The 11,950-nt window shown below is 37.8% G+C and carries 12 protein-coding genes; 4 read left to right on the top strand and 8 right to left on the bottom strand.

Features of this window, described 5'->3' with window-relative positions; all coding sequences use genetic code 11:
* Nucleotides 1-20 precede the first annotated feature (20 nt).
* From KO495_RS06455 to gloB, 7 genes are all read right to left on the bottom strand, one after another.
* Nucleotides 21-515, bottom strand: a complete 495-nt coding sequence (locus tag KO495_RS06455) for a FixH family protein (RefSeq protein ID WP_215979582.1) — start codon at nt 513-515, stop codon at nt 21-23.
* A gap of 170 nt (nt 516-685) precedes the next feature.
* The gene (locus KO495_RS06450; protein ID WP_215979581.1) at nt 686-1,726 is read right to left on the bottom strand and encodes a c-type cytochrome; all 1,041 of its coding nucleotides are present in this window, start codon (nt 1,724-1,726) and stop codon (nt 686-688) included.
* Nucleotides 1,719-1,925, bottom strand: a complete 207-nt coding sequence (locus tag KO495_RS06445) for a CcoQ/FixQ family Cbb3-type cytochrome c oxidase assembly chaperone (RefSeq protein WP_215979580.1) — start codon at nt 1,923-1,925, stop codon at nt 1,719-1,721. The genes KO495_RS06450 and KO495_RS06445 overlap by 8 nt, the downstream gene beginning before the upstream one ends.
* A 33-nt stretch (nt 1,926-1,958) precedes the next feature.
* Nucleotides 1,959-2,603, bottom strand: coding sequence for a cytochrome-c oxidase, cbb3-type subunit II (ccoO, locus tag KO495_RS06440; protein ID WP_215979579.1), 645 nt, complete (start codon nt 2,601-2,603; stop codon nt 1,959-1,961).
* 9 nt (nt 2,604-2,612) lie between these two features.
* Nucleotides 2,613-4,037 (bottom strand): cytochrome-c oxidase, cbb3-type subunit I, encoded by a 1,425-nt coding sequence (gene ccoN, locus KO495_RS06435; RefSeq protein WP_215979578.1) that lies wholly within the window; start codon nt 4,035-4,037, stop codon nt 2,613-2,615.
* A 509-nt stretch (nt 4,038-4,546) separates the two neighbouring features.
* Nucleotides 4,547-6,175, bottom strand: coding sequence for a LysM peptidoglycan-binding domain-containing protein (locus KO495_RS06430; protein WP_215979577.1), 1,629 nt, complete (start codon nt 6,173-6,175; stop codon nt 4,547-4,549).
* 101 nt (nt 6,176-6,276) lie between these two features.
* Nucleotides 6,277-7,074 (bottom strand): hydroxyacylglutathione hydrolase, encoded by a 798-nt coding sequence (gene gloB, locus KO495_RS06425; protein WP_215979617.1) that lies wholly within the window; start codon nt 7,072-7,074, stop codon nt 6,277-6,279.
* Between the two features lie 148 nt (nt 7,075-7,222).
* Between gloB and KO495_RS06420 the strand changes: the two genes are divergently transcribed.
* Together KO495_RS06420 and KO495_RS06415 are read left to right on the top strand one after the other, a co-directional pair.
* Nucleotides 7,223-7,993, top strand: coding sequence for a class I SAM-dependent methyltransferase (locus tag KO495_RS06420; protein WP_215979576.1), 771 nt, complete (start codon nt 7,223-7,225; stop codon nt 7,991-7,993).
* 152 nt (nt 7,994-8,145) lie between these two features.
* Entirely contained in the window at nt 8,146-8,907 is a 762-nt protein-coding gene (locus KO495_RS06415) for a Nif3-like dinuclear metal center hexameric protein (RefSeq protein ID WP_215979575.1), read from the top strand.
* A gap of 137 nt (nt 8,908-9,044) precedes the next feature.
* Here the strand turns inward: KO495_RS06415 and KO495_RS06410 are convergent, their stop codons facing one another.
* Nucleotides 9,045-9,764, bottom strand: a complete 720-nt coding sequence (locus tag KO495_RS06410) for an ElyC/SanA/YdcF family protein (RefSeq protein ID WP_252738839.1) — start codon at nt 9,762-9,764, stop codon at nt 9,045-9,047.
* Between the two features lie 510 nt (nt 9,765-10,274).
* Between KO495_RS06410 and KO495_RS06405 the strand changes: the two genes are divergently transcribed.
* Complete coding sequence (locus KO495_RS06405) at nt 10,275-10,973, top strand: GntR family transcriptional regulator (RefSeq protein ID WP_215979573.1); 699 nt, start codon at nt 10,275-10,277, stop codon at nt 10,971-10,973.
* Between the two features lie 45 nt (nt 10,974-11,018).
* The gene (prpB, locus tag KO495_RS06400; RefSeq protein ID WP_215979572.1) at nt 11,019-11,915 is read left to right on the top strand and encodes a methylisocitrate lyase; all 897 of its coding nucleotides are present in this window, start codon (nt 11,019-11,021) and stop codon (nt 11,913-11,915) included.
* The last annotated feature ends 35 nt before the right edge of the window (nt 11,916-11,950 follow it).

Genomic DNA, 11,950 nt, shown 5'->3' with positions numbered 1-11,950 from the left:
ATAAATAATGGTAGTAATTGTTACTGCACTTTTGTTGGATCAGGAATCAATTCAATAAACTCACTTTGTGGTAAGCCAATAGTGTCTTGAATTTTCCATTTATTCTCAAATGAACTGAGTGTGATTTTCCACTTACCATCAATAGGCTCTTCAAAATAGTGTCTGAAATTACCATTAGCATCAGGTGTTAATGTGAGTTTGAAGTCACGTGCTTCTAATGTTGGGTGAACAAAGTCAATGTTTAATAGCGGGAAAGTTTTTTCAATACCCGTTGGTTTGATAATTAAATTATTACCCTCGGTTCTTAGCGCAAAACGCATACCAAGCTTTTGCGCAAGTTTAACTTTAGATACTTGAAAGTTAATCGCTTTACCTTTTTTATAATAATCACCGACAACTACCGTATCAGGATTACTATTTGCGATAATATAAAATGTTGTTCCTGAAATTAAAGAAACAAACGGTAGGCCAAAAACTAACCACGCCCAAGGCTCACGATACCAAGAAGTTTTCATTTGATTTGCTTATTTTAAGAGTGTGTAAAGTGGCGATATTATAACTTTTTTATTGCTGAACAGCTAGGATATGATAGATAAATACATATAAAAAAAGCCCTTGTTTACAATTAGTAACAAGGGCTTTTTATGTTAATTAATTACTGATTTATAAGAAATTAATTAAACTGTTAGTCTTGAGAAAGGCTATACACATATGCACTGATCACGTGAACTTTCTCTTCGCCAAGAATATCTTTCCATGGCGGCATTATACCAGCACGACCATTGCGAATTGATTCTTCAACGGCACGTTTAGAGCCACCATATAACCAAATGTTGTCAGATAAGTTTGGTGCGCCCATTGGTGTACCCATAGCTAAGCTACCTTCACCATTAGGGCCATGACATGCTGCACACATCGCAAACTTAGCTTTACCAGCTTTGGCTAATTCAGGGTCAATTGAGCGACCACTTAAACTAATGACATAAGCAGCAACTTCTTTAACGCCTTGGTCGCCACCTAGTGCGCTTTCCCAAGCCATCATGCCTGTTGCAATACGACCTTCCATTACCGTATGTTTGATCGCTTCTGGTGTTCCACCATATAACCAGTCTTTATCCGCTAAGTTAGGGAAACCAGTGGTACCGTGAGCATCAGAGCCGTGACATTGTGCACAGTTTTGAATAAATAAACGTTGACCTACTTTAAGGGCTTCTTTTGCTTGTAACAAATCACTTTGTTCAGCCGTTAATTCACCTTTAGTGTCAAAGTCTATTTCAACATTTTTAGCACTGGCTAAATCTTCAATACTACGTTGTGCGTAAGCGGCAAAGATAGGACCATATTTAGCTTCAGCAGCTGCCATTTCACGGTCATATTGCACTAATACGCCAGAGTCTTTTTCTAAATACTCTAATGTTTTTGCTTTTGATTCAGCAATATTTAAAATACCTTGGTTAGAGCTTTTCCAACCTAAAAGGCCAGTCCAGTTACCTAAACCGTATAGTGCAATATAGCCAAATGCCCAAACAATAGTAAGTAAGAAAAACGTACTCCACCACTTAGGTAGCGGGTTGTTTAACTCTTCAATGCCATCAAAGGTATGTCCCATAGACTCACCTTCTTCAACACCTGCAAAGTTCTTTAAGCACATACGTAGTAAGAAAAAACACCCTACTAATGTGCCAAGGCTAAGAACCCAAACCCATATATTCCAGAAGCTAGACATTATTATTAGTCTCCTGTTTGCTATCTTTATCAAGATGGCTTTGTTTAGTTACTTTTGCATTTTTATCTTCTTCAAAAATAGAATTCGCTATATCGTCAAACGATTCTTTACGTTTTTTTGAATAAGACCAAACCACAATAATAATAAATAACGCCAATATAAGGAGGGCAATTAACCCTCTAAGAGTACCGTAATCCATTGTTTTTTCCTTTTCTAAAGGCTTAACTCATGGCTACTTCAATGCATGACCTAGTGATTGCAAATAAGCAACCAAGGCTTCCATTTCAGTTTTACCCTTTACTGCTTCAGCAGCGCCATCAATTTCAGCTTGGCTGTATAATGGAATAGGGTTGCCATTTTCATCTTTATGACTACGGTTGCGCGTTAACCAGTTAAACGTTTCTAATTTTTTAGCGGTTAGCTCACCATCTAAGGTGTTTTCAGCTAGCCATTTGAAACCAGGCATGTTTGATTCTGGCACAACAGAACGCGGGTCAATTAAATGGGCAATATGCCAATCGTCACTATAACGACCACCAACACGTGCTAAGTCAGGACCCGTACGTTTTGAACCCCATAAGAATGGATGTTCCCATACGTGCTCACCTGCAACACTGTAGTGACCATAGCGCTCAGTTTCTGCACGTAATGGACGAATCATTTGGCTGTGACAATTGTTACAGCCTTCACGAATATAAATATCACGACCTTCCATTTGTAATGCAGTATAAGGTTTTAAGTTATCTACTGGCGTCGTGGTTTCTTTTTGAAAGAATAATGGCGTAATTTCAACTAATCCACCGATGCTGATCGCAAAAGCTGTGAATAGGAAGAACAAGCCAACATTTTTTTCTACTTTTTCATGTGAGTTTTTCATGTTGGTCTCCTAAGCTACTTCAACAGGCTTTAGACTGTTGTCTTTTGCGCCAATTGTTTTGAACATGTTGTAAGCCATTAATATGAAACCAGCTACAACTAATACACCACCTAAGAAGCGCATGAAGTAGAACGGGTAAGATGCAGTTAAGCTTTCAACGAAGCTGTACGTTAACGTACCGTCGCTGTTTACCGCACGCCACATTAAACCTTGCATTACACCTGAAATCCACATAGCAACTATGTATAAGACAATACCCGCAGTGTGCATCCAGAAGTGAATGTTGATAAGGCGAATGCTATACATACGACCTTGATTAAATAGCACTGGAATTAAGTGGTACATTGCACCAATTGAAACCATAGCAACCCAACCTAACGCACCTGAATGTACGTGACCTACGGTCCAGTCAGTGTAGTGTGATAATGCGTTTACAGACTTGATAGCCATCATTGGGCCTTCAAATGTAGACATACCGTAGAAAGAAAGAGAAACAATTAAGAAACGTAAAATTGGGTCATGGCGAAGTTTATGCCACGCACCAGAAAGCGTCATAATACCATTGATCATACCACCCCATGAAGGAAGGAATAACACAATAGACATAACCATACCAACTGATTGAGCCCAGTCAGGAAGTGCTGTGTAATGTAAGTGATGCGGACCCGCCCAAATATATAGTGATACTAGTGCCCAAAAGTGAACAATAGATAAACGGTAAGAGTAAACAGGGCGTTCAGCTTGTTTTGGTACGAAGTAATACATCATACCTAAGAAACCAGCTGTTAATAAGAAGCCAACGGCATTATGTCCATACCACCACTGCATCATTGCATCAATTGCACCAGGGTAAATAGAGTAAGCTTTCATGCCGGATACAGGGATAGCCATACTGTTACCAAGGTGTAATACCGCAACGGTAACAATGAAACCACCAAAGAACCAGTTAGCAACGTAAATGTGAGAGACCTTACGTTTAATTAAGGTACCAAAGAATACGATAGCGTACGAAACCCAAACAATAGTAATAAGAATATCAATTGGCCACTCAAGCTCTGCATATTCTTTTGAGCTTGTGTAACCTAATGGAAGCGATATGATTGCAGCAACAATAACTGCTTGCCATCCCCAAAAAGTAAATGCAGCTAACTTACCGCCAAACAATCTCGCTTGACAGGTACGTTGCACAACGTAATAAGAGGTAGCAAATAAAGCACTAGTACCAAAGGCAAAAATCACCGCATTTGTATGTAGTGGGCGAAGACGGGAGTAGGTCAACCAAGGTGTATCAAAGTTTAACGCAGGCCAAATTAATTGAGCCGCGATAAGTACACCTACAAGTGTACCAACGATTCCCCAGATTACAGTCATCACAGTAAATTGACGTACAACATCGAAGTTGTAGTCTACTGCTGACGTATTACTTTGAGTCATGTTATGGATTCCGCAGTGTTATTATTAATCAGAGATAGTTAAATTGCTATTTACTTACTTTGACACATAAGTATTGGACACAATTCATACTATTTCTATGTATTCGCTCGAGGAGCATTGATATTTTTCATACCTGTGTAACTAAATATGTCAAATTCCAAGTAATTTTACCTCTTGGCTAGCGTATAAATCAACAGGAGTTAGGGTTTATATTTGATATAGATCAATTTAAAAACAAAATTGCCCTTAATAAACATAAGGATTAGCTAATCCGTTACAACTTTATACTTTTTCAGACTTAATTAGCTATTGAATGTATAAAAATAGTCACTCGCGCCATTATTTTCAAGTTGTATGTTTTTAGTACAAATGTTGCCTGGAATGATTGAAGGGAGAGAGGAGAGTAATTAATTTAGTGGAAGCTTTATGATGAAAATATATTAATGACTTGAAAAAAGAATACCAACGACAGCATTGTGTGTTGATATTCCTTTTATCAAACTAGGGGATTAAATATTATTAGTGACATCAACCGAAAGCTTTAGTCGTTGTCCAGGTTGTAAGTATTTATTCCTGTTAAGGTTATTCCAACGTTCAATATCTCTAATACTGACATTAAACTTATCGGCAATTCGCGCAAAAGAGTCACCTTGACGCACTTTATAGGTGATATTACGCATAATCGCGTTTTGGCTGTTGTTACTGCGAAGTGAAGCGGTGTTATTTGTCTTTTTTTGCCAGATAACGAGCTTTTGTCCTAGCTTTAAGGTGTCTCTTGGCGCAAAGCCATTCCATTTGGCAATACTCTTACTATTCACTTTATATTTTCGGCCCAAATCCCAAAGATTATCACCAGAAACAACCGTGTGAATAATTTTATGACCTTGTTGTGGTTTGTTTTGCTTTTTAACAATACGTTGTTGTTGTGAAAAAACATAATTATCAAGAGACGTTGCTGCGACAGGAATTAATAAGTGCTTTCCAGCACGAATTTTACCTTGCTTAATATTATTGACTTCTTCGATTAAACTGATACTTGTATTAAACTTTTTAGAAATAGCACCTAAATTATCGCCTTGTTTAATACGATAACGTTGCCAAGCTAACCGCTCTTTTTTGGTTAATTTCCCTAGGCCTTGCTCAAACTTATTGACGGTATGTATTGGTAATAATAATTGGTGTGGACCATCAGGGTCAGTTGCCCAACGGTTAAAGCCTGGGTTAAGTCGTTGTAATTCTGCTAACGATAAGCCCGAGAGCTCTGCTGCTTTGGCTAAGTCGATCTGCGATTTGATGTCAACTTGCGTTAATACTGCTTCATTAACAATAGGGTACAATGTTAAGTTGAAGTCTTGTGGACGTTTAATTATATCAGCCAGTGCTAGTAGTTTAGGTACGTAAGCTCTGGTTTCTTTGGGCAAGTCTAACGACCAAAAGTCAGTTGGTTTATTCTTCGCTTTATTATTTTTAACTGCACGTCTTACACGACCTTCACCAGAATTATAAGCAGCAAGAGCAAGGAGCCAATCGCCATCAAAATAACCATGTAAGTATTGTAAATATTTAATCGCGCCTTGAGTTGATGCAACGACATCACGTCTGCCGTCATACCACCAATTTTGCTTCATACCAAAACGCTTGCCAGTACCTGGTACAAATTGCCACATGCCAGAAGCTCTACCGTGAGAGTATGCGAAGGGATCAAAAGCACTTTCTACAACCGGTAATAATGCCATTTCTATTGGCATATTATTTTTTTCTAATTCTTCTACAATGTAATAAAGAAATGGCTCGGCACGCTTGGCAACTCGCTTTAAATAAGCAGGGTGTCTAACATACCAATTACGCTGTGCAATTAAGCGTTTATTTTCAGGGATTGCAAAGCTTAATTGCTGTTGAATACGCGGCCAAATATTATCATGAGTAATGGTCACGTCTTCTTTAAGTGTAAACTCTACGTCAGCGACTGGGTGAATAACATCAATACTTTCATCGGCTAATAGTGCTTGATTAATATCAACAGAATCAGCGATATACTCATTGTCGATACTTGTTTTTTCGTTAGAAGAAATAGTGCTTTGGCAACCACTTAGTATAACAAGGGCAGGTAATAGCGCAGGAATTAAGAAATTTTTCATGTACAACCGTAAGTCTTTATTTCATTTTTAGCCGATTAGATTATCATACCTCCAAAGAGGCTTCACTGACTAATTTTTCACTAGTTGTAAGTAAATGTGCGTTAAAAATTATCTTTCCAAGCTCTTATTGCTGCGAATACACTAATTTCGTCACTCATGCATTGAGGGTTATAGTGTTTAGCTGATGCTATAACTTCATTACTGTTACTGCGTAAAAAAGGGTTTATGGCTTTTTCGATGCCGATGGTTGTTGGTATAGTTGCTTGGCTTTGTTGTCGTAATGCGAGCACTTTCTCGCGATATTGTTGCAGCATAATGTTATTTGGCTCAACCGTTGCTGCAAACTCTAAATTAGCCTGAGTATATTCATGAGCACAGTAAACCAAAGTGTGTTCAGGTAACGCAGTCAGCTTAGCAAGAGAATGATGCATTTGTGCTGGCGTACCTTCAAATAATCGACCGCAGCCTCCAGAAAATAAGGTGTCACCACAAAAAACCATGTCGTCATGAATATAAGCAATATGGTCTAAAGTATGTCCAGGTAATTCCGTAATTGAAAACTGGCATTGTAACTCTGGTAAAGTCACGATATCACCTTGGTTGACTTTATGAGTTAACCCAATAATTTTGCTATTATTTGGCCCAGAAACATTAACTGTACTATTTTGAGTGTATTTCACTAACGCTTCAATACCGCCAGTATGATCATGATGATGATGAGTGATTAATATATGAGTTAGGTTTAAGTTATATTTTTCGATAAAGGTAATACAAACATTCGCATCACCAGGGTCGACCAGTGTTAAACTATTATTACGTGGTGAGGTTATCGCCCAAATATAATTATCGTTAAAAGCTTTGATAGCTGTCACTGTAAGAGCTGTTGAAGTATTTGTCATCGCCATAGAGGTTATTTCTTAAAGTTAACTATAAGTATATACTTCATTATAAACATTTTTATTCTACCCAAGCCAATAAGTTAAAGGTTATGTTTATATGAGTTGGCTTGCATTGATTTAACGTTAGCAAGCAAGTGATTAATATATTATGAAACCCGCATTAGCCTTTTCATTACCAGATAGTCCAAAGTCTTGGGATGACTTACCAAATGGTGACATTGTGTTGTCGGCAATAGAGCATGAGCTTGCTCCTTGGTGGCAACGTTTTTTTGGCTATCATCTACTTAAGTTAGGAACGTTAAGCGCTAAAATAACGACCAGTAACTGTACTATTCAAAATCAATTTAGTATTACACCTAAAGATGAACTGGGTAATATTATTGCCGATATTGATGACTTACCATTGCTTGAGCATAGTATTGATGTTTGTTTACTTAGCCATGCGTTAGAGTTTTCACTTGATCCCCACCATATTATTCGAGAAGCTAATCGCGTATTAATCCCTAACGGTTACCTCGTTATTACGGGTTTTAATCCTATGAGTTTAGCGGGGCTTAATCGTTTAACACCATATCGACGTAAACAATCACCATGGACAGGGCATTTCTTTTCGCCTTTGAGAATTAAAGATTGGTTACAATTAATGGGCTATGAAATTTTGGCAGATCAACGTTGTTTACATACGAACTTAATGGGAAACATTAGCGCTAATCGCTTAACATCTACATGGCAACAATTTGCTCAGCAATATTTAAAACCTTTTGGCTCTGTATATGTTATTGTCGCTAAAAAAAGAGTATTGCCGTTAACACCAATTAAACCTAAATGGCAATTGAGAACAGGTTTTCAGCCGGTTAAAGTAAGTACTATGCATACACCAAAAAACCAAATAAAAAGCTATCACCAAAATAAAAAATAGTGTTAATAACTTACCTCGAATCGGTTTGATAAATTTTTAAAAAATTGAAAGTTAACACTTAATTTTCATATTTAACTATAGAATTATTTGTTAAGCCGAGCTGGGTTGACTAACTTATCCACCTAATTACCATCAGTTGATAAAATAAAATTATGATACTAACCAAAGATTTAGAAGCTTACTTAACAGAGCTTTTAGCACCAGAGAAAATTAAAGACTTCACGCCAAATGGTTTACAAATTCAGGGTAGTGAAACAATAACGAAAATTGTAACGGGCGTGACTGCATCACAAGCATTAATTGAACGTGCCATTGAAGAAAAGGCACAAGCTATTTTAGTACATCATGGCTACTTTTGGAAAAATGAGTCTTATGTAATCCGAGGTATGAAGCATAAACGTATTAAGTCACTATTAATGAATGATATTAACTTATTCGCTTATCACTTACCTTTAGATATTCACCCAACACTAGGAAATAACGCGCAATTAGCCGCCATGTTTAATATTGAGCAAGTTGCTCCGTTAGAGCTTGGTAACTCGATGAGCGTGGCAATGCAAGGCAGTTTTTCAAGTGCAATCAATGGTAGTGGTTTTGCTACACAATTGAGTCAGCAGCTTAACCGACAGTGCTTACATATTACTCCGCCGAGTAATAAAAAAATTACAACCATTGCTTGGTGTTCGGGTGGCGGCCAAGGTTATATTGAAATAGCTGCAGAGCAGGGAATTGATGCTTTTCTTACTGGAGAAGTATCAGAGCAAACCACGCATATTGCGCACGAAATGGATATTCATTTTTTTGCTGCAGGACATCACGCTACTGAGCGCTATGGTATTAAAGCCCTAGGCGAACATATTGCTAAAACGCATAATGTTGAAGTGATTTTTATTGATATTGATAATCCGGTATAACAGCAGACTTAGCTTGATTTTAGACTAAACAAGCAAGGTTTTTTAACACGATCCTTGTTGGTTTAGTCATTAATATTTCCTCCCAAAGAGACTGCAATTATAGATGAATATTTTTAATAAGCAGTCATGCGAAATGTTTAAAAAATAGATTTAAACCACTGCACTAACTTGCCTAAACTTTCATACCAAGCAATAGTGGTTTGCTCTAGTTTTTTACTGTTAGGTACATAATAGCCCCAGTTTTTGTCGCCATCTAAATCTTTAACCCAATAGCCAGTGGGGGCTGCAATAGGTGAAACCCCTTGTGCTTCAAAATAGCCCATCGCTCTTGGCATGTGATCCGCGTTAGTAACTAAGACCACTTCCGTTCCTTGTATTCTTGGGGAAATAAGCTGAGCTTCTTCTTCTGTATCTTTAGGGAAGTTTTCGGTAATAATTTTTTGTGCCGGTACGCCTAATAAAACAAGTGCTTGTTTAACTTTTTGTGCGTTACTCTCTTTGTTTTTACCACCAAAGCCTGACGTGATAACTCTCGCTTCAGGGTGTAAATTAAATATACGCAGCGCTTCAACCATGCGTTCTAATGAACAATCTCCTAGTTGACTAGTAACTGGCAGTGCTGGGTTGCTGGTATGGCGACAACCTAAAACAACAATATAATCAATAGGTACACTGGCTTTAGTAAACGGTGGGTAATCGTCTTCAAGTTGCGTCATTAAGCGATCTGAAATAGGGGGAAAACTGCTAAGTAATAAAATAACGGTTGCAGCAATTAAGCAACGGATACTTGCTTTTGGTTTTTTCCAGTGAAAAATTACGGCAATAATGAGTAATAGCAATACGACATTAATTGGCATTATTAATACCGTGGCAATTTTTTTAAGTAGAAATAAATCCATAATGAATAATTTAATTTAGTAGCAATTAATAATATTTTAGTCACTATATCAATTATTTCCGTAAAAGTATGAATATTCTAATTTTGCCATAAGTTTACTTAGTTATTTATTTTTATTGGCAGGTGAATGACATGATTTTTTCAGTGCAAAGTCATCTATAAAATAACTTTTGTCGACAATAGTATTGTTCAGGCAAGCCTTTTCTATAGCTCAGTTCAATTAATTTTCTTCTATGGCCAATAGAATAAATATCATCAGAATGATGAGACTGTATTAGTTTAGTCATTAAATAATAAACTTTCTTAATTTAATTGTATTGTCGACAATTTTTGTCTTGAGGCTTGTTATTTACTTATTTTAAGTTAGTATGGAAGGTAATTGTTTTTATTGTCGACAATTTGGGTGTGTGTGAATGGTTTATCGACATGCCTAAAGATTATCGCAATGTTTATTTAACGAATACGGATTATGCTTTTACAAAACCCAACAAAACAAACGGTTGTCACCACTGCCGATAAAGTCTTTGAGCAAATGCAACAAGCCATTGTAGAAGGTGATATTGCTTCAGGTAGTAAAATTAGTGAGCCTGAGTTAGCAAAACGCTACCAAGTGAGTCGCTCAACGTTACGTGAGGCGCTGAACCGCTTAGAGAAATGTCATTTAGTTGAACGCAAAGCTAATGTTGGCTCACGAGTGGTTGATTGTACTATTGAAGGATTATTGGAGCTGTATATTACCCGAGAGGCGCTTGAAGGTATGGCTTGTCGTCAAGCGGCAATGAATATGAGTGATGATGAAATTAAGCACATGCAGAATATGCTAAGCGAGCATGCTAATAAAGAGCAGCTTAAAGCGGGCGTTGCTTATTATCAAGAAGAAGGCGACTTAGACTTTCATTACAAAGTTATTTTAGGTAGCCACAATCAACAATTAATTAATCTTATTTGCGGACAGCTTTATCATTTAGTGCGTATGTATCGTTGTCAATTTGGCATGCACAGCCCTAGAGCCAGTAAAGCTTTTTCTGAACATGCTCATATTATTCAGGCTATTAGTGATAGAGACGGCGAACTTGCTGAATTGTTAATGCGCCGACACATTGCAGCCTCTAGAAAAAACATTGAGAACAAAATAGCGCAGCAGCAATTAGAAGCTGCCAGTAATTAGACATTAACCACGAATACCGTCGAGTTTATTAACGAGGGAATATTTATGAAAACAGATAGCCATTTGCACCATTCTCCAGGAAAAAAGTTTCGTCAGGCACTAGTGGCTAATCAGCCATTACAAGTTGTCGGAACGATTAATGCGTACTGTGCCATGATGGCTGAGCAATTAGGGCATCAGGCTATTTACCTTTCAGGTGGCGGTGTCGCAAATGCTTCTTATGGATTACCTGATTTAGGAATGACCTCATTAAATGATGTTATTGCTGATGTTCAGCGTATTACTTCAGCGTCGAGCTTACCTTTATTGGTTGATATTGATACGGGCTGGGGCGGAGCATTTAATATTGCGAAAACAATTCAAGATATGGAAAAAGCAGGGGCTGCTGCGGTACATATTGAAGATCAGGTAGCGCAAAAGCGCTGTGGACATCGCCCAAATAAAGCGATTGTTTCAACGCAGGAAATGGTTGACCGTATTAAATCTGCTGTTGATGCACGCCTTGATGAAGACTTTTTTATTATGGCAAGAACCGATGCTTTTGCTCAAGAAGGGTTAGAAGCTGCTATTGCTCGCGCACAAGCTTATGTTGATGCGGGAGCCGATGGTATTTTTGCAGAAGCCATTCAAACGGAGCAGCACTACCGTGCTTTTACTGAGGCATTAAATGTTCCTGTATTGGCTAATATTACAGAATTTGGCCAAACTGAGTTATGGAATAAAAAACAATTGGGCGAGTGGGGCTGTGCCATGGTGCTTTACCCTTTATCGGCATTTCGTGCGATGAATAAAGCGGCGGAGTCAGTGTACAAAACCTTGCTGGATGACGGCGATCAAAAAGCTGAAATAGACAATATGCAAACGCGTATGGAGCTTTATGATTACTTAGGCTACCACGAATATGAGCAAAAACTAGACGCACTTTTTAATAAAGAAAGTTAATAAACACTAGGGGCTGTTGATCTTTCGAGATTGTT

The organism is Colwellia sp. D2M02, assembly GCF_018860755.1.
GTDB classification, from domain to species: Bacteria; Pseudomonadota; Gammaproteobacteria; order Enterobacterales; family Alteromonadaceae; genus Colwellia; species Colwellia asteriadis.
The sequence above is the reverse complement of the archived record's forward strand: the minus strand, read 5'-3'. Positions and strand labels throughout refer to the sequence as shown.

Excerpts from the sequence above, each read along its gene's own strand:
- ccoO (WP_215979579.1), bottom strand. The coding sequence starts at position 2,603 with ATGAAAAACTCACATGAAAAAGTAGAAAAAAATGTTGGCTTGTTCTTC.
- KO495_RS06410 (WP_252738839.1), bottom strand. The coding sequence starts at position 9,764 with ATGCCAATTAATGTCGTATTGCTATTACTCATTATTGCCGTAATTTTT.
- KO495_RS06415 (WP_215979575.1), top strand. The coding sequence starts at position 8,146 with ATGATACTAACCAAAGATTTAGAAGCTTACTTAACAGAGCTTTTAGCA.
- KO495_RS06455 (WP_215979582.1), bottom strand. The coding sequence starts at position 515 with ATGAAAACTTCTTGGTATCGTGAGCCTTGGGCGTGGTTAGTTTTTGGC.
- gloB (WP_215979617.1), bottom strand. The coding sequence starts at position 7,074 with ATGACAAATACTTCAACAGCTCTTACAGTGACAGCTATCAAAGCTTTT.
- KO495_RS06450 (WP_215979581.1), bottom strand. The coding sequence starts at position 1,726 with ATGTCTAGCTTCTGGAATATATGGGTTTGGGTTCTTAGCCTTGGCACA.
- KO495_RS06430 (WP_215979577.1), bottom strand. The coding sequence starts at position 6,175 with ATGAAAAATTTCTTAATTCCTGCGCTATTACCTGCCCTTGTTATACTA.
- KO495_RS06405 (WP_215979573.1), top strand. The coding sequence starts at position 10,275 with ATGCTTTTACAAAACCCAACAAAACAAACGGTTGTCACCACTGCCGAT.
- prpB (WP_215979572.1), top strand. The coding sequence starts at position 11,019 with ATGAAAACAGATAGCCATTTGCACCATTCTCCAGGAAAAAAGTTTCGT.
- KO495_RS06445 (WP_215979580.1), bottom strand. The coding sequence starts at position 1,925 with ATGGATTACGGTACTCTTAGAGGGTTAATTGCCCTCCTTATATTGGCG.
- ccoN (WP_215979578.1), bottom strand. The coding sequence starts at position 4,037 with ATGACTCAAAGTAATACGTCAGCAGTAGACTACAACTTCGATGTTGTA.
- KO495_RS06420 (WP_215979576.1), top strand. The coding sequence starts at position 7,223 with ATGAAACCCGCATTAGCCTTTTCATTACCAGATAGTCCAAAGTCTTGG.